Genomic DNA, 22,045 nt, shown 5'->3' on the forward strand with positions numbered 1-22,045 from the left:
CGCTCCTCTTATTCGAACGACAAACGAACAGAACCCAGCCCGGTGAACTCGGCCACGAACTCGTCGCCGGCGTGCGCGTCGATCGCGCGCGTGCACGATCCCGGCAGCACCAGGTCCCCTTTGCGCAACCGCACGCCGAAGCCCTCCACCTTGCGCGCTAGCCAGGCCACCGCGGTGACCGGGTTGCCCAGCACCGCATCGGTGCGGCCCTTCGCGACGACCTCACCGTTGCAGTGCAGCACCGCATCGATGCCCTTGACGTCGACCTCGCACGGGGAGACACGCGCCTGGCCCAGCACGAAGCCCGCCGACGACGCGTTGTCGGCGATGGTGTCGCACAACTCGATCTTCCAGTCGGTGATCCGCGTGTCGATCAACTCGATCGAGGGCACCAGCGCCTCGGTGGCCGCCAGCACGTCCTCCTCGGTGCAGTCGGCCCCCGGCAGGTCGGCGTTCAGCAGGAAACCCACCTCCACCTCCACCCGCGGCCACAGATACCGGCTCGCCCTGACCGGGGTGTCTTCGAACAACTGCATCTCGTCCAGCAAATGCCCGTAATCCGGCTCGTCAACCCCCATCATCTGCTGGATCGCCTTCGACGACAGGCCCACCTTGTGCCCCAACACCCGAGCCCCCTCCGCGACCCGCTGACGGATATTGATCAGCTGAATCTCATACGCGTCCACAACATCAATGTCCGGGTGAACAGCGGTCAGCGGAGCGATCGGTGAGCGGCTCCGCTCAGCCTGCGCCAACTGGACAGCCAGCTGGTGGCGTAATTCCCTGCTAAGCACGAGAACTGGTTCCCTCAGCATTTGCAGGTGAAGTCATTGCCTTGGCGTCCATCCCGCCGAGTGGGCCGGTCCCGATCTCGGCGTTATGGGCATGCGCGAAGTGGTGAAGACCGAAGACAGCGTCCATGCCATTGCGTAATCCCATGTGGTCTTCGCATTGGTTGACCGCCCGCTTGGCCAGCGCGAGCCCGAATTGGGGCATCGCCGCGATACGCGTTGCAAGGCCGAAGGTTTCACCGCGTAGCTGCGACCGTGCGACGACCCGATTGACCATACCGATTTCGTAGGCGCGCTGCGCGCTGAACCTCTCACCTGTGTAGAGGATCTCCTTGGCAAACCTGGGCCCGAGCACCCAAGGGTGTGCGAAGTATTCGACGCCCGGAATACCCATGCGCACAACGGGATCGCTGAAGAAGGCATCATCGGCGGCCACGATCAGGTCACAGGCCCAGGCGAGCATCAGACCACCGGCCACACACGCGCCTTGCACCATCGCAATAGTGGGCTTCGGGATTTCGCGCCACCTTCGGCACATCCCAAGATAAACCTCTGTCTCCCGCGCAAAACGTTGGTCGCCGCCTGGCTTGTCGACGTGGTCCCACCACAACACCGCCCGATTTTCATAGCGCACGTTGTGGTCACGTTCGGGGGTGCCGATATCGTGACCGGCGCTGAAGTGCTCGCCGGCACCCGCTAACACGATCACCTTGATTTCGTCATCGTTCACTGCGCGCCTAAACGCAGCATCCAGGGCGTAGGTCATCGCCGAATTCTGCGCATTGCGGTAGCGCGGACGGTTCATGGTGACCACAGCGACTCCGGAGGTCACTGCATAGGTGACCACCTCGTCTACATCAGGCGTGTCCATGTTGATGCCTTCCGTCATCACGCATTCCGGTTCTGACCATCATCAGCGCAGTCGGCCCGCAGACAGGTGGTCGGTGTCCATACACCGGGAGTCATCTCGCTCACAGCTGATAGATCCAAGCCGGCCGCTCAGTGCAGGGCTGTCCACGCAACTCGGAACGTCCCGACTGTCGGGACGGCCGATCCGGTACAAGCACCCTGATCCCGTAGCTTCAACGCTATGCGCTACTCATGCCGCTTCGAGCGGACATGCGCGGCGCCAGCGCCGGTCGTCTACGACTTGCTCACTGACGTCGCGCGATGGCCGCAGTGGTTAGACGGTGTACGGACCGCCGACTGGGAGTACCCAGGAACGGCCGGCTCCCGGATAGGGGCTATCCGCCGAATCATGTTGAGAGGCTTAACCATGCGGGAGAAGGTCCTCATTGCCGATCGGCCGCACCACCACGCCTATGCCATCCTGTCGGGAATCCCCGTCACCGATCACCGCGCCGATGTCCACATATCCACGACCTCTAGCGGATCTCGCATCGTGTGGAAGGCAACGTTTCGCCCACGGTTCCCGCTCACGGGACCGCTGATCTGGCTGATGCTGCGCGCGAGCATGCCCACGATGGTGACCGCTCTCGCCCGGGGAGCCGAAGCGCAGCCGACGTAGCCACCGTGCCGGTGATCATGGATTGCAACTGTCTCGTCTACAGGATCAAGATGGCCCAAAGCCGTGTACCGCCAGCTTCCTTGGTCGTTACACGCGGCCCGATGACGGGCTGGGTTCGGTGCCCCACTGGCGGCCGGATCCAGGCCGTTGTCTTCGCATCGCCGATCACCGCTACCGACACCTGCGGACCGGTGACCGAGAGTCGTTGATGTTAGCCACTCGCCGCGCACGGGAAAACATTAGGCTGCACGATCTACATGCGCACCAGGGTGAACGGGTACGTGTAAGTTCCCGCCGGCGACCCGTTACAGCCCGAGGAAAACGAGGAGTCCAACGAGCCAGCAAGCGTGGACGCATCCCATGCGTAGACGTCGTGCGTGGGTATCACGGGCCCGTAGTAGATGTCACCACAGCGCAGACCGTCGGGAACGTCGACACTCAAGGTATAGCGGCCATCGGCGAATCGAGCGCTGCCGTTGTACTCGAATGCCTTGGCTACCGGTTGGGGTATCGTGCTCACGCTGACACAGTCACCGCTGCACGACGAAATCGCCCAGATCCAGGTATGGAAGTCGTACCTGCCGGTGATCAAAAGCTGGTAATTGCCGGTTCGCATCTCCGCGTGGGCCACGGGCGCGAGCCCTAAGGCCGCCGGCGCCAGGCAGATGCCCAGTATGAGCGCCTTCACGTTCGTTCCATTCTGCTTGGGGCCGAGGATCAGACAACACGCCGTTACCCACCGCAATCGCGGACTGCTCTCGGCGGGGCCGCTGGGTTCGGCTCACATATGCGAGCCGCCGTCGACACGGACTTCGGTACCGGTGATGAAATAGGCGTCGGGAGAGCCCAGCATGGCCACCACGGCGGCTACGGCGTCCGGTCTGGCGAAGATCGCGCCGTCGGCCAGTGGAAGCACAGGCTGAACCTTGCCGAACAGGGAGAAGTCGACGTCAGCGGGCAGGCCCGGACCGATGCTCTGCTTCGATTCTCCTGTGCCATCAGTCATTCCGGAGGAAATCGATCCCGGCTGCACCGAGTTGAACCGGATTCCCTCTTTGCTGAACTCCATGGCCAACGCATGTGTCATCGCCTGAATTCCGCCCTTGGAAGCGGCGTAGGCCGACATATACGGGTGAGCAAAGGCCGCCGAGGTGGAGCTGAAGTTGACCACCGCTGGACCGACGCCCTCGCGTAGGGCCGGGATCGCCTCGCGGGTCATCAGGAAGGTGCCGACCAGGTTGATGCGGAGTACCTGCTCAAAATCGGCCGCGGTGGTGTCCAGGAAATGGGCTGAGCGCAGAATCCCCGCCGCGTTGACCAACGTGTCGAGACCTCCCAGCGCTGCGAGCGCCCGGCCGACACCGTCGCGGACGGACTGCTCGTCTCCGACGTCCAATGTCACCGTGGTGAGTCGGTCCGCATGCGTGTCGGCCTTGGCCACCGTGTCCTTCAACCCGGACTCGCTGATGTCGGCGGCCACAACTCGTCCGCCTTCCTCCAGCACGCGCAGCGCAGTTGCCTGTCCGATGCCTGAGCCACCCCCGCTGATCAAGACGCGGCGATTCGCATATCTCTGAGGACTGTTCACAACGGGGATGGTGCTCCGCGGAAGCGGCAATGTCAGCCGCATGTCCCGGTGGGTGGTCCTCTCCTCGGCGGGAACGGCCCGGTATGGACCCGGCTCGGGTGCCCTCGCGCGGGATCCGCAGCGATGGATAGGCGTCCCGGTAAGCGGGACATCGTGTGGTCCACGTCTCACCCGACTGGGAGGGTTCTGCTCGACGCAGCCCGGACCGATGTGGTGCAAGGCGTGACCCGAGCTGCGATGTCTGCTGTCGACGAGGTGAAGGAGCCACAGCCGGTGATCACGAAGGCGCCCGACCGTTGGTCGCCGGGGCTTTCGTCGTTTGGCGCCAAGCTGGCCGGGCCCATGCAGGCCATCGGGGGGCTGGCCGCGATGGCGGCCGATGCCGCGAAGTTCGCTGTCCGCAGGCCGTTTCAGGGACGAGAGTTCTTGGACCAGTCGTGGTTCGTCGCGCGCGTCTCGCTGATGCCGACGCTGCTGGTAGCCATTCCGTTTACCGTGCTGGTCAGCTTCACGCTCAATATCTTGCTGCGCGAGCTGGGTGCGGCCGACCTTTCGGGGGCGGGTGCGGCCTTCGGGGCGGTCACCCAGGTCGGTCCCCTGGTCACTGTGCTGATAGTGGCCGGCGCCGGCGCCACGGCGATGTGCGCCGATCTGGGCTCGCGCACCATCCGTGAAGAGATCGACGCTTTGGAAGTGTTGGGAATCAATCCCGTTCAGCGCTTGGTGACCCCGCGCATGCTGGCGTCGGGACTGGTGGCACTGCTGCTCAACAGCGTCGTCTGCATCATCGGCATTCTGGGTGGCTACACGTTCTCGGTGTTCGTCCAGGACGTCAACCCGGGTGCATTCGCAGCGGGCATCACGCTGCTGACCGGGGTGCCCGAATTGATCATTTCCTCGGTCAAAGCGCTGCTGTTCGGTCTGATCGCCGGCCTGGTGGCCTGCTACCGCGGGCTGACGATCACCGGTGGCGGCGCCAAAGCTGTGGGCAACGCCGTCAACGAGACTGTGGTATACGCGTTCATGTCGCTGTTTGTCATCAACGTCGTGGTGACGGCTATCGGTATCCAGATGACGGCGAAGTAGGCAGACGGTGACACTGCGAGCGGCATATCCGGGCCTGACCCGAGAAATCAACAGACCGGTCACCGCGCTGGCCGGCATCGGTGACCACGTCGCGTTCTACGGGAAAGCGATCGCCGGGGCACCGTTTGCGGCCACCCGCTATCGGCGAGAAATCATCCGCTTGATCGCCGAAATCAGCATGGGCGCTGGCACCCTGGCGATGATCGGCGGGACAGTGGTCATCGTCGGGTTCCTCACCTTGGCGACGGGTGGGACGCTGGCCATCCAGGGATACAGCTCGCTGGGCAATATTGGCATCGAGGCGTTGACCGGCTTTTTGGCCGCGTTCATCAACGTCCGTATCTCGGCGCCGATTGTCGCCGGCATCGGCTTGGCAGCCACCTTCGGCGCCGGCGTGACCGCCCAACTGGGCGCCATGCGCATCAATGAGGAAATCGATGCGCTCGAAAGTATGGGGATCCGCCCCGTTTCGTACCTAGTGAGCACACGGATCGTCGCCGGGATGCTGGCGATCACGCCGCTGTACTCGATCGCGGTCATCTTGTCGTTTGTGGCCAGCCAATTCACCACCGTGGTCGTGCTGGGGCAATCCGGGGGGCTCTATGGTCACTACTTCTCGACGTTTCTGAACCCAACCGACCTCTTGTGGTCATTTCTGCAGGCGATCCTGATGGCCTTGGCCATCCTGTTCACCCACACCTACTACGGCTACTTCGCCAGCGGGGGACCCTCGGGTGTCGGGGTCGCAGTGGGCACTGCGGTGCGCACTTCCCTGATCATCATCGTGTCGGTCACCCTGCTGGTTTCGCTGGCCATTTACGGCGCCAACGGCAATTTCAACTTGTCGGGCTAGGGGAAGAAGGCTGATGTGGAACAACGCTGTTCGCCCCTTGCTGGGGCTGGCCACCGTCGGTGTGATCGGCGCGATCGTCGCGGCCACCATCGTGTTGTTCGAAGGCGGTGCCATCGAGTCGGTGCCGGTCACGGTGCTGTCGCCCCGGGCGGGACTGGTGATGAACCCCGACGCCAAGGTGAAGCTGCATGGTGCACAAGTGGGCAAGGTCTCCTCGATCGACAACCTGCCCGACGGCCGGGCCGCGATTCACCTGGCGATCAACCCATCCTGGCTGCATCTGATTCCCGCCAATACCGGCGTCGACATCGAATCCACGACCGTCTTCGGGTCGAAATTCGTGCAACTCATTCCGCCGCCCGATCCCTCCCCCCAGTCGCTGAAGGCGGGCCAAATCCTTGACTCCGAGCATGTCACCGTCGAAATCGACACCGTATTCGAGCAATTGGTGTCGGTGTTGTCGCAGATCGAACCCGAGAAGCTCAATGAGACCCTTGGCGCCCTCGCGCAAGCGTTCAGCGGCCGCGGTGACAAACTCGGACACACCTTGGCCGATCTGGACACCCTGTTGACCAAAATCGACCCGAGCCTGACCTCCCTGAGCCACGAACTCTCGGTGGCCCCACAGGTGCTCAACGCCTACGCCGACGCGGCCCCCGACCTGGTCAAGACAACGCAAAATGCGACCCGGCTGAGCGACACCGTGGTCGACCGGCAGCGTGATCTGGACACCGCGCTCATCAGCGCGATCGCGCTGGCCGACATCGGAAACGACGTCCTGGCCGGCAACGCGCAGGCGTTCACTGCCGTCCTTCACCTGCTGGTCCCCACCACGAACCTGACCAACAAATACAACCAGGCCATCACCTGCGCCCTGGCTGGCCTCAAGCCGCTGGCCACCGGTCCGCCCCTGCCCGTGCCGGGTGTCCTTTTGCTGGATTCATTTCTGCTGGGCACCGAACGCTACCGTTACCCGCAGAACCTCCCCAAGGTCGCGGCGACGGGCGGTCCGCAATGCATGGGACTACCGGACGTGGGCTTCGGGCACCGCCCGCCCTACCTGGTCACCGACATTGATGCCAACCAGGCGCAGTACGGAAATCAGGGAATCCTGTTGAACTCCAATCGCCTTAAGCAATGGCTGTTCGGACCGATCGACGGGCCGCCGCGCAACACCCCACAGATCGGGATGCCGGGATGACGGGCTCGGTTGGGACGACCGTCAAGTTGGGGGTGTTCGCGGTGGTGACCATTGTGCTGACGGCCGCCCTGTTCGCCATCCTCGGGCAGTACCGCACAGGTTCGACATATGGCTATTCCGCGGTGTTCAGCGACGCCTCCAGCCTGAAGACCGGTGATTCGGTGCGTGCCGCCGGGATCCGGGTCGGCACAGTCAACAATGTTGCGCTGCAATCGAATAACGCGGTGCTGGTGAGTTTCGACGCGAACCGCGAGGTCAGGCTCACTACCAGCACGCGGGTCGCCGTGCGTTACCTCAACCTGGTCGGGGATCGCTACCTTGACCTGCTCGACGCGCCCGGTTCCGCCGGGATCCAGCCGCCCGGCTCGCGGATTCCGATAAGCCGCACCGAGCCGGCGCTGGATCTCGATTTGTTGTTGGGTGGGCTCAAACCGGTGATTCAGGGCCTTAACCCTCAATCGGTGAACGCGCTGACCAACTCATTGATCCAGATTCTGCAAGGCAGCAGCGGCGATGTGGAGTCGTTGTTCACCAAGACCGCATCGTTCTCCAACGCCCTGGCCGACAACGGGCAAGTGGTGCAGCGATTGATCGACAATCTCAACGAGGTGGTCGCCACGGTGGCCAAGGACGGCAGCAAATTCTCGGCGACGGTCGAGCGCCTCGAGCGGCTCATCACCGACTTGTCGGCCGACCGCGATCCGATCGGAGACGCCATCACCGCGCTCGACAAGGGAACCGCATCATTAGCCGACCTGCTTACCCAGGCCCGTCCGCCGCTGGCCGGCACCGTCGACCAACTCAATCGGCTCGCTCCGCTGCTCGACAATGACAAGGCGCGGCTGGACCTCGCGCTGCAGAAGGCTCCAGAAAACTACCGCAAGCTCGTGCGGCTGGGCGCCTACGGAAGCTTCATCAACCAGTACCTGTGCGGCATCTCCATTCGCGTCACCGACCTTCAGGGCCGCACGGCCGTCTTCCCGTGGATCACCCAAAACACCGGACGATGCGGGGAACCCTGATGCTGAAATATCGCGGCGCACAACTTATCCGGGCCGGATTCATCGCGTTCGTGCTGGTCACGCTAGTCATCATCATCGGCCTGCACCCCCAACAGCTGTTGTCGATGGCCACCTCCATTCGGTACCAGGCGCTGTTCACCGAGGCCGGAGGCCTAACTGCAGGCAACGACGTCCGAGTGTCGGGCGTGAAAATGGGAACGGTCTCCGACGTCACGCTCAGCCATGGCAAAGCATTGGTGACGTTTAGCCTCGACGCCAAGGTGCACCTGGGATCGAGCACGACGGCCCACATCAGGACGGGTACCCTGCTGGGTGCGCGGATGCTGGCCTTGGAGCCCGCAGGCACCGGCCGCATGCACGCCTCCGATGTCATCCCGGTACATCGGACGTCCTCCCCATACTCCCTGACCGACGCCGTCAGCGACTTCACCGCCAACACCGCCGCGACCGACACCGGCGCGCTCAACGCATCCCTGGACACCTTGGCCGAGACGATCGAGCGGATCACACCACGACTGGGGCCCACGTTCGACGGCCTGAGCAGACTGTCGCAATCGTTGAACAGCAGGAATGAATCGCTGGCCCATCTGCTCAAAAGCGCCGCCGACGTCACCGGCATCCTGTCGGAACGCAGCCAGCAGGTCAACACCATGTTGCTCAATGCCAACGACCTGCTCGGAGTTCTGAACCAGCGTCGCTACGCGATCGTCAACCTGCTGGCCAACACCTCGGCGCTGGCCCAGCAACTCTCGGGCATGGTGGCAGACAACGAGAAAGAACTGGCGCCCACGCTGACCAAACTCAACTCGGTCACCGCGATGCTGGAGAAAAACCGCGACAACATCGCCAAGGCGATCGTCGGACTCGCCAAATACCAAGTAACCCAAGGTGAATCGGTCAACAACGGCTTCTATTACAACGCATTCGTCGGCAATCTGATCCCGGCGCAGGCCCTGCAACCGTTCCTGGACTACGCGTTCGGATTCCGGCGAGGCGTCAATGCGGGTCAACCACCCGACAATGCCGGCCCGCGCGCGGAATTCCCCTGGCCGCACAACGGCATTCCCGGAGGACGATGATGGCGACCGGGGCGAACAAGGCGTGGTACACCAAGGCGCTACTGGTGACATTGGTGGGACTTGTCGCTGCGGGAACGGCCTTCGTGGTACATGCCGAGGTCTTCGGGCCCAAGATGATTACCGCATACTTCAGCTCCGCGACCGCCATCTACCCCGGCGACGAGGTACGCGTGGTGGGGGTCAAGGTGGGCACCATCAAGTCCATCGAACCCCAAGGGACCCAGGCCAAGATGACACTGGCCGTCGACCGTGATGTGCCGATCCCGGCCGACGCCAAGGCCGTAATAGTGGCACAGAACCTGGTGGCGGCACGGTATGTGCAGCTGACCCCCGCGTACGAAGCCGCGGGAACCGGCGGTCCGACGATGGCCGATGGGGCGGTGATCGGCGTGGAGCGAACCGCGGTGCCCGTCGAGTGGGATCAGGTCAAAACGCAACTGATGCGGCTGGCCACCGAATTAGGTCCCGCAAGCGGCCTTTCCACCAGCTCGCTCGGGCACTTTATCGACAGCGCAGCCAATGCCATGGCCGGCAACGGCGACAAGCTCAGGCGGACAATCACCGAGCTGTCTCAAGTTGGGCGCATCCTCGCCGGCGGTAGCGGCAACATCGTCGATATCATCAAAAATCTCCAGATCTTCGTTACCGCGCTGCGCGACAGCAACGTCCAGATCGTCGAATTCCAAGACCGCCTCGCCACGGTGAGCAGCGTCGTGGACGGCAACCGGTCAGACCTGGACGCCGCGCTTACCAACCTGTCCTCGGCGGTCGGCGAGGTGCGCCGATTCATCGCCGGAAGCAGAGACCAGACCGCAGAGCAGATTCAACGACTGGCCAACGTGACGAAAAACCTCGCCGACAACCGCATGGCGGTGGAAAACCTCCTGCACGTGGCGCCCAACGCAATCGCCAACGGGTACAACATCTACAGCCCGGACTCCGGAACGGCACGAGGAGCCTTCGCCATGTCGAACTTCGCCAATCCGGTGGCACTGGTGTGCTCGGCGATCGGCGCGGTCAAGAATGCCACCGCGTCCGAGACGGCGAAGCTGTGCGCCCAATACCTCGGCCCCGCACTGCGTTTGATCAACTTCAACTCCCTGCCGATCCCGTTCAATGCCTATCTGGCCAAATCGCCGAGCCCGGACAACCTCGTCTACTCGGATCCGAACCTGATGCCCGGCGGGCCGGGCGGAGTCCCCCCCATCCCGACCGATCCACCCGCGGTGTCGGCGTACACCGGCGCGGGCGACATACCACCCCCTCCGGGATGGGAATTGCCGCCGGGTCCCCCGGGAATCTACGCCCCCAACGGATTACCCGCGGACCCTTCGCCAGCGCTGTTCCCCCGCGCGCCAATCCCACCGGGAGTGCCCCGGCCAGCCCCAGCGGCCCCCGGCCCGGCCAACCTGCAGGACATGCTGCTGCCGGCTGGTCCGCAGCCACCGCTGCCGGCCGCACCGCAGCCCGCCGGAGGCACACCATGACCGGATCGCGATCAACGCGTCGTCTCGCAGCGATCGCGTCATGGGTGGCGTTGACGGCAACCGGATGCGCCTTCGATGGTCTCAATTCACTGCCTCTGCCCGGCACTGTCGGACACGGCCAGGATGCGGTGACCTACCACGTTCAAATCGCTAACGTCGGTACGCTGGAATCTAATTCGCCGGTCATGATCAACGACGTCGTCGTTGGCAGCGTGGGCAAGATGACGCTGCGCGACTGGCACGCCGACGTGGATATCTCGGTGCGTCCCGACGCCGTGGTGCCGGCCAACGCTATCGCCAGGATCGGCCAGACAAGTCTGTTGGGCTCGATGCACCTGGAACTGAACCCCCCACCGGGCGTGCCCGCGGCCGGCAGGCTCGCACCCGGGGCGACCATCGGTCTGCAACGCTCCTCGACCTATCCGTCCACCGAGCAGACCCTGTCCTCGCTGTCAGTTGTCGTCAACGGTGGGGGACTGGGCAAGGTCGGAGGCCTCATCAACGAGTTCAACGCGGCACTGGGCGGGCGCGAGGACAAGATCCGCGATCTGCTGACGCATTTGAACGACTTCGTCGGTGTTTTGGATTCCCAGCGTGATGACATCAACGCATCCATCGCGGCGTTGAACACCCTGGCCGGCACCCTGGCCGGACAGAGCGGCGTCATAACCCAAGCACTGCAACGGATTCCGCCCGCACTGGACGTTCTGATCAAAGAGCGGCCCAGGATCACGACCGCGCTGGAGAAATTCCGGGTGTTCAGCAACACCGCCACAGGTTTGATCAATGCCACGCACGCCGATCTGGTCGCCAACCTGAAAAACCTGGAGCCGACGGTGCGCGCACTCGCCGACGTCGGCCCCAGCCTGGACACCGTCTTGGCCTTCGTGCCGGCCTACCCCTACCCGCAGAACTTTATTGACCGCGCGATCCGGGGCGACTATTTGAACGAGTTCATCACCTTCGACTTCACCATCCCGCGGCTGAAGAGGGGACTGCTGCTGGGCACACGATGGGGGCAGGAAGGAGCCACGCTGGTGCCCGCTCCGGGAGACCCCTGGTATGCCACCTTCACCAAGGATCCGCTCAACGCCCCCCTCACGGCCCCGCCCAACGCGGTGGCCACGCCGCCCATGGCCGGTCCGCCAACGCCAGCCGGCGCCCCGGTGACCACCCAACAGCTCAGCCAGCCACCGATCCCGGCGCCGACCGACTTCGTGCCACAGGATGTGGGGGACCGCTGATGTTGACGCGCTTCGTCCGAATTCAGCTGACCATCTTCACCATCGCGTCGGTCATCGGGATGACCGTGATGATCGTCGAATACCTGCAAGTGCCCACCCTGCTGGGCGTCGGCCGCATGCGCGTCACGCTGGAATTGCCGGGCACCGGCGGACTCTACCCGTTTTCCAACGTGACCTATCGAGGAGTGGAGGTCGGAAAAGTCACCGACGTGCGGCCCACCCGCGCTGGCGCCGTGGCCACACTGTCGCTGAACACCAACCCGAAAATCCCGGCGGATCTGCGCGCAGAGGTGCTCAGCGTGTCGGCGGTCGGAGAGCAATATGTGGACCTGCAGCCAGCGACGGCGGCCGGACCTTACCTACACGACGGCTCCGTCATTCCCGCAGCACGTACCTCGATCCCACAGGCCGTCGGACCGATGCTGGATCAGGTCAGCGCACTGATCAACAGCGTCCCCAAGACCAAGATCAGCGGCCTGCTCGACGAAACGTTCAAGGCCTTCAACGGATCCGGGTACGACGTCGGGTCGCTGCTGGACTCCTCGTCACAACTCATCGGCGACGCCAACGCCAACGCCGAGCGGTCACGCACCCTCATCGACGACAGCCGGCCCCTGCTCGACGGCCAGGCGCAATCTGGCGACGCCATCCGCACGTGGGCACGCAGCCTCGCCGGCATCAGCCAACAACTGGTCACCGACGACGCCCACACCCGGACTCTGCTGCGGGCGGCACCAAGCGCCGCCGATGAGGCGTCACGCCTGTTCAACCAGGTCAAGCCGACGCTGCCGATGCTCCTGGCGAACCTCACCACGCTGGGCCAGGTCGGTGTCACGTATCACCCCTCCCTCGAGCAGCTGCTGGTGTTGCTGCCGCCCACCATCGCCTCCACTCAGTCCTACGGCGCACCCAAGAACAATCCCACCGGATACTCCCTGGGCGACTTCACCCTCACCATCGGTGACCCGCCCGCCTGCACGGTCGGGTTCTTGCCGCCGTCGTCGTGGCGGTCACCAGAGGACACCACGGTGATCGACACTCCCGACGGCCTGTACTGCAAACTGCCGCAGGATTCACCCATTGGGGTGCGCGGCGCCCGGAACTACCCGTGCATGGGCCATCCCGGCAAGCGCGCGCCCACGGTCGAAATCTGCAACAGCGACAAACCTTTCGAGCCGTTGGCGATCCGCCAACACGTCCTGGGTCCCTACCCCCTCGATCCCAACCTCGTCGCGCAGGGCGTCCCACCCGATGACCGCGTCACCTTCGGAGACCAAATCTTCGGACCACTCGAGGGCACCCCGCCGCCGCCAGCGGCCGGCCCCGCGTGCCGCGCCGAGTGCCTACACACCCCAGCGGGCCGGCCCATCGGTTGCCGTCGCAACCTATGACCCGCGAACCGGCCGGTACGCCACCCCCGACGGCACCGTATATCGCCAATCGGATCTGGTCTCTCACGCCGGCACGCGGTCCTGGAAAGACCTCTTCCCCACATGAGCAGGCGCACACACCCAGGTCTCCAGACCGCAGCCCTCATCGGCGCCGTCGTGATCGCGTCGCTAAGCACTGCGCCCCCGGGCAGCGCGGCCGGCGACTGGGGCCTGAACGGCACCTACACCGCAACATCCAACGGGGAGTGGGCCAAGACCAACGAAATCTTTCACAATGAGGCCAGCATCCGAAGCATCTGGACGATCAATACGACGTGCAGCTATCCCACCGAATGCACCGGCACGGTAGTCAGTGACTGGGGCTGGCGGGCACCGATCTATCAAACCGGCGGTGTCTGGTTCGTCAAGCACATCGTCGACAACTGGCAGCCCTGCCCGGACGGAACCGCGGCTCAGGGATTCCAGGTCTTCAGGTTCGCTCCCACCAACCCCGACGGAGATGCCGTCGATCCAACCTCGCCCGTTCTCACCGGCGCCGACGAGACGACCGGCGTCAGCGGCGCCTGCGGACGAAGTAAGACGTGGTTCATCAGCATGCCGTTCAAGCTCGTCAAGGCGGGGTGAGGGGTCGAGAATGAAACTGTCCATACCCCGGCAGCACGCGGGTCTTGTCGCATCCCCACGTTTCAAAACTCTTGCGGTGCGAGCGATCCTGCCCGCAGCCATGGCGGTGACGGCCCTTGTGGCTTGCACACCCCATGTGTGGGCCGCACCGTCCGCATGTGACAACCCATCCTGCGTCCCGGGTATCACCGGAGGTGTCGTGCTGGGCGCGCCGTGCCCGGATACCACCCACTTCGTGTTCGGCACCACCTCGTGGGGCCGGTTGGTCTTCTGCGGATCTCCGCGGCGCTATGAACCGCGGTACTTCCGTTCGCCCTCGATGTGGGGAATCAAAGACGAGAACTCCAACTGCGAGGGCTTCGAAAACTCGGTCGCACAAGCCCCCGATGGCCTGTTCCTCACATGCCTGTCTGTCGACGGTGCACCCCGCTGGGTTCGTGGCGACACCTAAATCACCCCACGTGACGGTGGCGAACAATATGCTCAGGCGTCCCGCGCAGTCCCTAGCCGGGCTGGCGGCGACAATCGTCGTCGCGACCGTCGCAGCCGCGACGCCGGTTACCCGCGCTGACGAGCCGGTGCTGCACCACGTCACCTACACCGTTACCGCGCAGCGCCGCGTCACCGCAGACATCTACTTCCGCGACGCCGATCCACCCGACTGGGCCGAATACAGCCACGACCCCTACCGCTTCAGCCCAAAGGTCGAGGCCGACGTGGGTCCAGATACGCGGTGGACCCGGGACGTCTGGTTGGCAGCTCCCGATCAATGGGCGATGGTCGTGGCCACCAGCGGATCGTCGCTGGCCACGGCGGACTTTCACTGCGCACTCGCCGTGGACGGGACAGTCGTGGCCACCAACAACGGCGCCAAAGGCGCATTGTGTTCGGTGCGTCACTGGTAACTCGGCGCTCGGAAGGCGCCGAGGTGAATGCTCACTCAGCGGGAACTGCGGTCCAAGACCGCGCCGCACGACGCTACCTTGTGCGCTACTAGCCGCTTGTATCAACCAATCGCCCGGCCAGCTTCGCTCGCACACGGCGGAAACGGAGAGAGCACGGCAATGCCTGCCGCTAATTCGCCCCTGAAACGGGACGCGAGTCCTCTCGATGTCACCTCAGAGCGGCCCGTCGATGCTCAGCTCATCGAGGCAGCGGAGGCAGATGCTGCCGAAGCCGAAGCGCTCGCCGCCGCTGCCCGGGCCCGCGTCCAGTCCATGCGGCAACGCCAACAGACAGAAGCAACCGACACCGCATCGGCAGAAATCGCTGAGACCCCCGCCGACGATACGTCGGCAACTCCCGCGGATGACGTCGCCGATCCGGACATCACCGATGCCACTGAACTGCCCAATCGAAGTAGCAAGACCCGACGGGAGAGGAAGACACACTTCCACCGCCCGAAACGGACCACAATGGTGGCCGCTGTCGGGATGCTCTGCACCGCAGCGCTTCTCGCCGCAAGCGCTGTCATGGTCCGACACCACGATCAGCTGCTGGGCAAGCAACAGCGCGCGGCGGAATTCACAGCCGCCGCACGACAAGTCGTCGTCACTCTGATGTCGATTAGCGCCGACACCGCCAAAGACGACGTACAGCGCATCATCGACAGCTCGACCGGCCAGTTCAGAGATGACTTCCGCGGCGCAGCCGCGGAGTTCGTCAAAGCCGCGCAGACTGCGAAGGTCTCGACCAAGACGACCGTGCAAGCCGCGTGCCTGGAATCCATGACCGAGGACACCGCAGTCGTGGCCGTTGCCGCCAGCTCCACGCTCTCCAATACCGCCGGCGCCCCCGAGCAGCCGCGTTCCTGGCGGCTCAGCGTCAAACTGGCCCGAGACGGCGGGAAAATCAAGATGTCAAGCATGGAGTTCATCCCATGACCATCGGGCAGCTCGAAAACCACGACCTCAACGTGGAATTAACCGCCGCAGCGGTCGGCGAGGACCAACGCAAGGACATTTGCGGTCACGATCAAATGCCGCCGGCAGACCACAACGCCAAGACGCCCCGCACCCGGATACGGTGCGCACTATCGCATTGGCCGCTACTCATCATCGGTCTGCTATTGGTGGCGGCCGCCGGCGGAACCGCCACACTGTACTTCGGCCAATATCGACACGACCAGCAGACCAACGACGCTGCGGCAAAGGCGGTGATCAGTGCCGCAACCGAGGGAACCGTCGCGCTGCTGTCCTACACACCCGACAAACTGGAAAGCGACCTGGCTGGCGCAAAGTCACACCTGACCGGTGACTTCTTGACCTACTACGGAAAATTCGCCGATCAGATCGTGGCACCAGCAGCCAAGCAGAAAGCCGTCAATACCCAAGCAGCGGTCAAGCGCGCGGTCATCAGCGAACTGCGCCCAGAAACGGCCAGGGTGCTGGTCTTCCTCGATCAGACCACAACGAGCAAGGATCAACCTGAGCCGGTTCAGACCGCCAGCAGCGTCATGGTCAGTATGACCAAAAGCCATGGAAACTGGCTTATCTCGGCATTCGATCCCATCTAGAACTACCCTTGCTCCCCGGACGGGGTTGATTCCGCTGAACGAAACATTCATCATGCATAAGTTATCGGCCACGAGACAATGACCGGTGTCGCATTCTCAATGAGGAGATGATTGATGGCCACCCCTGAGACCCCGTCCCGCTACACCGTGATTTCTGCCGATACCCACGCCGGCGCCGACCTCCTCGAGTACAAGCCGTATCTCCCGAAGACTTTCCACGACGACTTCGACGCGTGGGCCAAGACGTATGCCAGTCCTTTCGACGACTTGATCATCGCCACCGCAAAGCGGAACTGGCACCACGAGTTGCGTATTTCCGAGATGGACGCTGACGGGGTTGCAGCGGAGCTGTTGCTGCCCAACACCGTTCCGCCCTTCTTCCCGACGTCGCCCAACATCACCATCTCGTTGCCCCAGAACCGAGCAGAGTTCGAACACCGCTGGGCAGGCGTGCAGGCGCACAACCGATGGCAGGTCGATTTTTGTTCGCTGGCGCCCGCACGCCGGCGTGGACTGATCCAGGTATTCCCCAACGACGTCGATGCCGCGCTGGACGAAATCCGTTGGGGCAACGAGCAAGGCTGCTTCGGTGGAGTGCTGCTGCCCCCGGTGTCGCCGGGCGACCCCAATGTCGCCCCGCTGTTCCACACTCGATATGAGCCGATTTGGCAGCTGTGCAGCGAACTGGATCTGACGATCGTGCAGCATGGCGGCCCGGGAAGTCCGGCAATGCCCATGGATCAGCCGGCATCCAACGCCGTGCTCATCACGGAAATGGCGCTGTGGGCCCAGCGCAGCCTGGGACATCTCATCCTGGCCGGGGTTTTCGAGCGTCACCCCACGCTAAGGTTCGCGCCCACCGAGCAGGGCACACTGTGGGTGCAGCAGCAACTGATGACGCTCGATGCGATGGTGCCGACGATGAAATCCGAAGCCGGCAACCGCACGTACGGCATGTTCGGTGGCTCCTCAGTCGACGGGCTTACCCTCACGCCGAGTCAGTACGCTCAGCGGAACTGCTACCTGGCCAGCGAATTGGCGCCCTTCGAATCAGTGATGATCGATTTCATGGGTGCGGACCACATCCTGTGGGGAAGCGACTACCCGCACGAGGAGGGCTTCGCTCCTCAATCGAGGCTGGCCATCCGGTGGGCGCTACACAACAGATCAGAAAGCGAGTGCCGAAAAATCCTCGCCGACAACGCGGCTCGGCTTTACCGATTCGACCTCGTTGCTCTGGCGCCGATCGCAGCTGAGATCGGGCCGACCGTGGCCGAAGTGCATACGCCCCTTGACGACACCGGCTACCGTGCCCCGGCCGCGTTCGGCTACCGCCCATTCGAGGGCGGACTCGCGTTGAAGCGCCTCGCTCCCCAACGCCAGTAAACGCACTCTCATCCGAGAGTCTCGGATCCGAGTGCACAAAACTTGCCTGGGGCTAGACCCGCTCCACCGGAGCAAGCGGGCTTCTAAAGCGCGCTGTTCAGATGGCACTCTAAGATTTGACTCAAGCGCAACTTCCCAGATCTTATGCGGCAGCTGTTTCGCCTTAGACCCATGGATCAGAGGTGGTGATGGGGGCAGCCCGGCGCAACCGTACGGTTCTAGGATCCGCCATCAAGATGAGGAAATCCGGTCCGCCATTTTGCTGAGAATTCTGCAAACCCGAAGGTAGAACGCTCGCAATCCGCCGGTCAGTCCGGGAAGCTACAAGTGCTCGCGTCGTTGTAGGTTCCCATTCCCGATGACGATGTCTCCGACGAGCGCAGTCCGGCTCCGCCGCCGGCGGCTACGCAGTCGACGACGGTGACAATGGGAACCGGCGCCGTCGTAAGCAGTCGGTGGACTTCATCGATCGATCCGGCAACCTAGTTGAGCTCGGCGGCCAAGTTCGCCACGTTAGCGAAGTGAACGAGGTCGCCGCCGGCGAAGAACCCGAACCCCTCGTTGCGGAGAACTGGCACTCGGTGGGTAGCGCCCATCACCATGCCGCGTCGAGGAGGGCGAGGACGTCTTCCTTGCTGACAGGTCGTCGGCTTGCTGCGACGGCGGCATCTCCCATGATGTGCTCGGCCAAAGCGGGCAGGGCGTCGCGGCTGCCTCCTGCTGCCGAGATGGTGTTGGTGACGTCGAGGCGGGTAACGAGGTCTCGAACAGCCGCGATGGCTTGCTGGGCAGCAGAAGCTTCGTCTAAGTCGTGTGTGTCGCGCCCCAGCGCTTCGGCGATGCGGCGCAGTTGCGGCGCGGTGAGCGCGGCGTTGAACTCCATGACGTGCGGCAACATGATGGCCGACGTTATGCCGTGGGTGATGTCGAATTGCGCGGCGAGTTGGTGTCCAATCCCGTGGGACAGACCCATGCCGACGTTGGTGGCGCCGAATATCGATAGCCAGCTGGCGAGTAGACAGTTGGTTCGCGACTGCGTGTCAGAGGGGTTGTTGGTGCTGCGCTCGAGGTTGGCGGCCAATAGGCGCAGTGCCTCGAGGCCGAGAGCATCTGCCATAGGCATGCTCTTCGCTGAAAGGATTCCTTCGACCGCATGGTCGACGGCACGAATTCCGGAGGCCGCCCACAACCAGGCGGGAGTGCGCCCCGCCACGTCGGGATCCAGGATGACCGCTTTCGGCGTGAGGCTTAGCCCGCTGTAGGCACATTTGGTGCGGGTGACCTCGTCGGTGACCCCGGCCAGCCCTGTGTGTTCCCCGCCGGACAGCGTGGTCGGAACCGCGATATGCGGGATGGTGCGTCCGGGGATGTCAGGGACGTCGTAAACATCGGGATAGGTGAAACGAACCCGGTATTTGTCGAAGTCCTCGGGTTTCGTGATGCCGGTTGCCAGGCACATCGCTACGGCTTTGGCGCAATCGATGGGGGTCCCGCCGCCGATACTGATCACGCTGTCAGCGCCACCGTCGCGTGCCATCGCGGCCGCCTCGAGAACGGCTGCCCTGGGCACGTGCTGCGGGACGCTGGCGTAGACGCCGACGAGGTTGGCGCCGAATTGGTCCCAAAGCGCTTGTCCGAGCTCTGTCGCGGCCAACGATCCCGACATGATGGCGACGGGCCGGCGCCCCCCGTGCGCGCCGACGATGTCGCTCAGCGTGTCGAATGACCCAGGGCCGTAGGTGATTTCCTCGACTCTGGGAACGGTAAATGTGCGTGCCATGGTGTACTCCTGGGCCGCCCATTTGCGGCGGCGATGGTATGGACTGGCTATGCCGGTGCCGCGGATAGAGACTGTCTGATTTGTGCGTTCAGGGGTAGCGGGGGCACCACGTCGATGACCACGTTTCCCCGCCTATCCCGGCCTCGACGACTTCGTGGGCTTGCGCGGTGCTCGCCGGCAGCGGCTCGACCTTGATATGTGGAACCAGACGGAAGCATGAATGCGGACACGGACTTCTCCGACACCCGGCTCCGGAACGGGCAGATCTACCAGTCCGAGCACCGCCCTAGCCGGACCGGTCCTCGTGTACGACACCGCGTGCATGTCTTGTCTCCATCGTCACCGTTCGCTACGCCCATCTTTACTAATTAGTAAGTATTAATCAAGCTCGGCTTGGCTCTGATCGGTGTGCGCGCATGTCAGACGGGTTGTCGTGAGGGCCGTCGGTGTCGGGTCGGCGGTGGTGGGAGCGTGGTTGTCGGCGTTGATCCTCAACGATCCCCTATTGGCAGGAGGCGTTTGAAAGTATCGTCTTTCAGGCGATTTCAGCTTCGATGCGCCGGCCGGTTTAGTTGGGTGGTGGTGGTTGGGGTTGGTAGGGGTCGTACCACCACCATTGGGCGCGTTCGCCGGTGGGTCCGGGGTACGGGGGGAGTGATCCGGCGCTGAGTTCTCGCCCGTCGCTCTCGCTGACTGTGAGTTGGTCGGCGGGTCCGGCGATGATGATGTGGCCTTGGTGGTGCAGCCGATGGTGGTACGGGCAGACCAGCACCAGGTTGGCCAACTCAGTTGGCCCGCCGTCTTCCCAGTGCCGGATATGGTGGGCGTGCAGGCCACGGGTGGCCCCGCAGCCCGGGACCGCGCACGTGCGGTGGCGGTGTTCGAGGGCGCGGCGCAGCCGCCGGCTGATCATGCGGGTGGTGCGCCCCGCGCCGATCGGTTGGCCGTCGCGTTCGAACCACACCTCGCAGGTGGCATCACAGCTCAGGTAGAGACGTTCGGCCTCGGTCAGCGCCGGACCCAGGTGCAGCGCGGCCGCGCGGTTTTCAACGTCGAGGTGCATCACCACCGTGGTGTGCTGCCCGTGGGGCCGGCGGGCGGTTTCGGCGTCCCAGCCGGCCTCGACCAGGCGCATAAACGCCTCCAGGGTGCCCGGCATCGGCGGCGCGGTCTCGGATGTATTCTCGCCGTCGCTATTGCCGCGGTCGTGTTTCCACTGCGCGATCAGCGCGTCGCGATGGGCGGCCAGCGCGGCGTCGAACTTCGCCGCCTCCACAGCCCCCAGCCGGATCCGCCAACAGCTGCCCTCCTCGCCTGTGGTTTTGGTGATAGAGGGCTGCGGACGCGGGTTCGGGTCGGGTTCGGGACGCGGTTCGAGCCGCACCGCGGTACGCAACTCGCTGACCGAGGCCGAGCGCGCCAACTGCTCGTAGTGCGCATCGGAGCCGTCGCTCGCGCGCGCGGCGATCACCCCGACCTGATCCAACGACAGCCGGCCCTCCCGCAGACCCTGGGCGCAGCGCGGAAACTCCTGGACCCGCCGCGCCACCGTGGTGAAGGTGTGAGCATTGGTCGAGGAGGTGCCCAGCTTCCAGGCCACCAACTGCGCCACCGAGCGCGCGCCGGTGATCCCGCACAATTCGTCACGCTCCATCTCGGCGACGATGTCCACGATGCGCCCATCGATGGCGTTGCGCTGACCGGCCAACTCCGACAACTCGGCGAACAACACCGCCAAGCGCTCCTTGGGGAGCATTGGCGCAGAATCCACCGAGGCCGCCGAAGTCATACCTGCATCATCGCAGCCCGGTACGACAACTTTCGGCCGCCGATCGCCCCGAGGCGCAGCGGTTATTCGAAGACGCTCCCGAACAGTAACCAGATCTGGTCTGCCAGGTGTTCGGGCGAGGTGCTGCCCTCCGGGTCATACCACCGGTACAGCGTCGCCAGCATCGATTCGAGCAGGTTGGCCGCGATCCGGGTGTCGACGTCCTGGCGCTTCCGTCGGGAACCGGCGCGCGCGGCAAGGCATTCGTCGAGCAGCGAGGCGAATTCCTTCGTTTGCTGATGGGCCCAGCTGCGGAACGTCTTTCGTGCCGCGTCGGAAAGTTCGGCCTCCTCGCTGAACACGATCGCGTAGAAAGTCCTGTTCGCCGACGACGCCTGAATGTGCGCCATGATCGTCTTCTGGAGGCGTTCCACAGGATCGTCGGCGGAGGACTGGACGCTGCGCAGCTCCTCTTCCAGCTTCCTGGTCATCTCGTCGACCATGAGATCGAGAAGCTGCTGCTTGGTGCGGGTGTACTTGTAGACCGTCGGCCGGGATATGCCCGCGGCCAGGGCGATGTCGTCGATGGTGGAGTTGCGATAGCCCTTTTCCCGGAATGTCTTCGCAGCGGCTGACACCAGCGCTTGCGTATCGGTTGCGCGTTCCCTGGCCATCGGACCTCCGATGCATCGGACCGGTAAT

At 64.0% G+C, this 22,045-nt stretch carries 21 protein-coding genes and 1 pseudogene; 15 read left to right on the top strand and 7 right to left on the bottom strand.

The genetic code is table 11. The annotated features are described in order from the left end of the window. Window positions 1-8: 8 nt before the first annotated feature. Both C1737_RS19485 and C1737_RS19490 read right to left on the bottom strand, forming a co-directional pair. Window positions 9-815 (bottom strand): 2-keto-4-pentenoate hydratase, encoded by an 807-nt coding sequence (locus C1737_RS19485; protein WP_197509350.1) that lies wholly within the window; start codon window positions 813-815, stop codon window positions 9-11. Next, a complete protein-coding gene (locus tag C1737_RS19490; protein ID WP_067926347.1) occupies window positions 787-1,662 on the bottom strand; it encodes an enoyl-CoA hydratase in 876 nt (291 codons plus the stop codon). Before C1737_RS19490 ends, C1737_RS19485 begins: the two co-directional genes overlap by 29 nt. A 219-nt stretch (window positions 1,663-1,881) precedes the next feature. Here C1737_RS19490 and C1737_RS19495 point away from each other — a divergent pair, with 219 nt between their 5' ends. Further along, window positions 1,882-2,319, top strand: a complete 438-nt coding sequence (locus C1737_RS19495) for an SRPBCC family protein (RefSeq protein ID WP_067926158.1) — start codon at window positions 1,882-1,884, stop codon at window positions 2,317-2,319. 253 nt (window positions 2,320-2,572) lie between these two features. Here the strand turns inward: C1737_RS19495 and C1737_RS19500 are convergent, their stop codons facing one another. Together C1737_RS19500 and C1737_RS19505 are read right to left on the bottom strand one after the other, a co-directional pair. After that, entirely contained in the window at window positions 2,573-3,007 is a 435-nt protein-coding gene (locus C1737_RS19500) for a hypothetical protein (protein ID WP_233214794.1), read from the bottom strand. A gap of 93 nt (window positions 3,008-3,100) precedes the next feature. Beyond that, entirely contained in the window at window positions 3,101-3,907 is an 807-nt protein-coding gene (locus C1737_RS19505; RefSeq protein WP_067926161.1) for an SDR family NAD(P)-dependent oxidoreductase, read from the bottom strand. Window positions 3,908-4,144: 237 nt separating this feature from the next. Here C1737_RS19505 and C1737_RS19510 point away from each other — a divergent pair, with 237 nt between their 5' ends. The 14 genes and pseudogenes from C1737_RS19510 (at window position 4,145) to C1737_RS19575 (ending at window position 17,795) form a co-directional block, all read left to right on the top strand. Beyond that, entirely contained in the window at window positions 4,145-4,993 is an 849-nt protein-coding gene (locus C1737_RS19510; RefSeq protein WP_067926164.1) for an ABC transporter permease, read from the top strand. A 7-nt stretch (window positions 4,994-5,000) separates the two neighbouring features. Further along, on the top strand, window positions 5,001-5,846 hold the full coding sequence (locus tag C1737_RS19515) for an ABC transporter permease (RefSeq protein ID WP_067926167.1): 846 nt from the start codon (window positions 5,001-5,003) through the stop codon (window positions 5,844-5,846). Window positions 5,847-5,859: 13 nt separating this feature from the next. Further along, window positions 5,860-7,047, top strand: coding sequence for an MCE family protein (locus C1737_RS19520; RefSeq protein ID WP_068098580.1), 1,188 nt, complete (start codon window positions 5,860-5,862; stop codon window positions 7,045-7,047). Next, entirely contained in the window at window positions 7,044-8,069 is a 1,026-nt protein-coding gene (locus tag C1737_RS19525) for an MCE family protein (protein WP_102419228.1), read from the top strand. Before C1737_RS19520 ends, C1737_RS19525 begins: the two co-directional genes overlap by 4 nt. Next, window positions 8,069-9,148, top strand: a complete 1,080-nt coding sequence (locus tag C1737_RS19530; protein ID WP_067926353.1) for an MCE family protein — start codon at window positions 8,069-8,071, stop codon at window positions 9,146-9,148. The genes C1737_RS19525 and C1737_RS19530 overlap by 1 nt, the downstream gene beginning before the upstream one ends. Beyond that, the gene (locus C1737_RS19535; RefSeq protein ID WP_102419229.1) at window positions 9,148-10,635 is read left to right on the top strand and encodes an MCE family protein; all 1,488 of its coding nucleotides are present in this window, start codon (window positions 9,148-9,150) and stop codon (window positions 10,633-10,635) included. Before C1737_RS19530 ends, C1737_RS19535 begins: the two co-directional genes overlap by 1 nt. Continuing rightward, a complete protein-coding gene (locus tag C1737_RS19540; RefSeq protein WP_067926178.1) occupies window positions 10,632-11,879 on the top strand; it encodes an MCE family protein in 1,248 nt (415 codons plus the stop codon). The genes C1737_RS19535 and C1737_RS19540 overlap by 4 nt, the downstream gene beginning before the upstream one ends. Continuing rightward, window positions 11,879-13,376 (top strand): annotated as a pseudogene (locus tag C1737_RS19545) (MCE family protein). The gene C1737_RS19540 and the pseudogene C1737_RS19545 overlap by 1 nt, the downstream one beginning before the upstream one ends. After that, on the top strand, window positions 13,373-13,894 hold the full coding sequence (locus C1737_RS19550) for a hypothetical protein (RefSeq protein WP_067926184.1): 522 nt from the start codon (window positions 13,373-13,375) through the stop codon (window positions 13,892-13,894). The pseudogene C1737_RS19545 and the gene C1737_RS19550 overlap by 4 nt, the downstream one beginning before the upstream one ends. A gap of 100 nt (window positions 13,895-13,994) precedes the next feature. Beyond that, the gene (locus C1737_RS27255; RefSeq protein WP_067926187.1) at window positions 13,995-14,345 is read left to right on the top strand and encodes a hypothetical protein; all 351 of its coding nucleotides are present in this window, start codon (window positions 13,995-13,997) and stop codon (window positions 14,343-14,345) included. 28 nt (window positions 14,346-14,373) lie between these two features. Beyond that, on the top strand, window positions 14,374-14,799 hold the full coding sequence (locus C1737_RS19560; protein WP_067926356.1) for a hypothetical protein: 426 nt from the start codon (window positions 14,374-14,376) through the stop codon (window positions 14,797-14,799). 159 nt (window positions 14,800-14,958) lie between these two features. Beyond that, a complete protein-coding gene (locus C1737_RS19565) occupies window positions 14,959-15,777 on the top strand; it encodes a hypothetical protein (RefSeq protein ID WP_068098353.1) in 819 nt (272 codons plus the stop codon). 95 nt (window positions 15,778-15,872) lie between these two features. Then, window positions 15,873-16,409 carry a twin-arginine translocation pathway signal gene (locus C1737_RS19570; RefSeq protein WP_068098355.1) on the top strand — a complete coding sequence of 179 codons (537 nt, stop codon included), beginning with the start codon at window positions 15,873-15,875 and terminating at the stop codon, window positions 16,407-16,409. Between the two features lie 114 nt (window positions 16,410-16,523). After that, entirely contained in the window at window positions 16,524-17,795 is a 1,272-nt protein-coding gene (locus tag C1737_RS19575; RefSeq protein ID WP_199182879.1) for an amidohydrolase family protein, read from the top strand. A gap of 595 nt (window positions 17,796-18,390) precedes the next feature. Here the strand turns inward: C1737_RS19575 and C1737_RS19580 are convergent. The 3 genes from C1737_RS19580 to C1737_RS19590 form a co-directional block, all read right to left on the bottom strand. After that, entirely contained in the window at window positions 18,391-19,575 is a 1,185-nt protein-coding gene (locus tag C1737_RS19580; RefSeq protein WP_067926196.1) for an iron-containing alcohol dehydrogenase, read from the bottom strand. A gap of 568 nt (window positions 19,576-20,143) precedes the next feature. Then, on the bottom strand, window positions 20,144-21,364 hold the full coding sequence (locus C1737_RS19585) for an HNH endonuclease signature motif containing protein (RefSeq protein WP_102419232.1): 1,221 nt from the start codon (window positions 21,362-21,364) through the stop codon (window positions 20,144-20,146). Between the two features lie 62 nt (window positions 21,365-21,426). After that, on the bottom strand, window positions 21,427-21,981 hold the full coding sequence (locus tag C1737_RS19590; RefSeq protein WP_158243983.1) for a TetR/AcrR family transcriptional regulator: 555 nt from the start codon (window positions 21,979-21,981) through the stop codon (window positions 21,427-21,429). Between the last annotated feature and the right edge of the window lie 64 nt (window positions 21,982-22,045).

Source organism: Mycobacterium sp. 4858, assembly GCF_900240975.1.
Taxonomy (GTDB): domain Bacteria; phylum Actinomycetota; class Actinomycetes; order Mycobacteriales; family Mycobacteriaceae; genus Mycobacterium.

What these genes read in the sequence shown, in the direction of transcription:
- C1737_RS19535 (WP_102419229.1), top strand. Translation starts at nt 9,148, where the DNA reads ATGGCGACCGGGGCGAACAAGGCGTGGTACACCAAGGCGCTACTGGTG.
- C1737_RS19570 (WP_068098355.1), top strand. Translation starts at nt 15,873, where the DNA reads ATGCCGCCGGCAGACCACAACGCCAAGACGCCCCGCACCCGGATACGG.
- C1737_RS19580 (WP_067926196.1), bottom strand. Translation starts at nt 19,575, where the DNA reads ATGGCACGCACATTTACCGTTCCCAGAGTCGAGGAAATCACCTACGGC.
- C1737_RS19490 (WP_067926347.1), bottom strand. Translation starts at nt 1,662, where the DNA reads ATGGACACGCCTGATGTAGACGAGGTGGTCACCTATGCAGTGACCTCC.
- C1737_RS19560 (WP_067926356.1), top strand. Translation starts at nt 14,374, where the DNA reads ATGCTCAGGCGTCCCGCGCAGTCCCTAGCCGGGCTGGCGGCGACAATC.
- C1737_RS19485 (WP_197509350.1), bottom strand. Translation starts at nt 815, where the DNA reads ATGCTGAGGGAACCAGTTCTCGTGCTTAGCAGGGAATTACGCCACCAG.
- C1737_RS19585 (WP_102419232.1), bottom strand. Translation starts at nt 21,364, where the DNA reads ATGACTTCGGCGGCCTCGGTGGATTCTGCGCCAATGCTCCCCAAGGAG.
- C1737_RS19565 (WP_068098353.1), top strand. Translation starts at nt 14,959, where the DNA reads ATGCCTGCCGCTAATTCGCCCCTGAAACGGGACGCGAGTCCTCTCGAT.
- C1737_RS27255 (WP_067926187.1), top strand. Translation starts at nt 13,995, where the DNA reads ATGGCGGTGACGGCCCTTGTGGCTTGCACACCCCATGTGTGGGCCGCA.
- C1737_RS19510 (WP_067926164.1), top strand. Translation starts at nt 4,145, where the DNA reads ATGTCTGCTGTCGACGAGGTGAAGGAGCCACAGCCGGTGATCACGAAG.
- C1737_RS19575 (WP_199182879.1), top strand. Translation starts at nt 16,524, where the DNA reads ATGGCCACCCCTGAGACCCCGTCCCGCTACACCGTGATTTCTGCCGAT.
- C1737_RS19540 (WP_067926178.1), top strand. Translation starts at nt 10,632, where the DNA reads ATGACCGGATCGCGATCAACGCGTCGTCTCGCAGCGATCGCGTCATGG.
- C1737_RS19525 (WP_102419228.1), top strand. Translation starts at nt 7,044, where the DNA reads ATGACGGGCTCGGTTGGGACGACCGTCAAGTTGGGGGTGTTCGCGGTG.
- C1737_RS19550 (WP_067926184.1), top strand. Translation starts at nt 13,373, where the DNA reads ATGAGCAGGCGCACACACCCAGGTCTCCAGACCGCAGCCCTCATCGGC.
- C1737_RS19530 (WP_067926353.1), top strand. Translation starts at nt 8,069, where the DNA reads ATGCTGAAATATCGCGGCGCACAACTTATCCGGGCCGGATTCATCGCG.
- C1737_RS19520 (WP_068098580.1), top strand. Translation starts at nt 5,860, where the DNA reads ATGTGGAACAACGCTGTTCGCCCCTTGCTGGGGCTGGCCACCGTCGGT.
- C1737_RS19495 (WP_067926158.1), top strand. Translation starts at nt 1,882, where the DNA reads ATGCGCTACTCATGCCGCTTCGAGCGGACATGCGCGGCGCCAGCGCCG.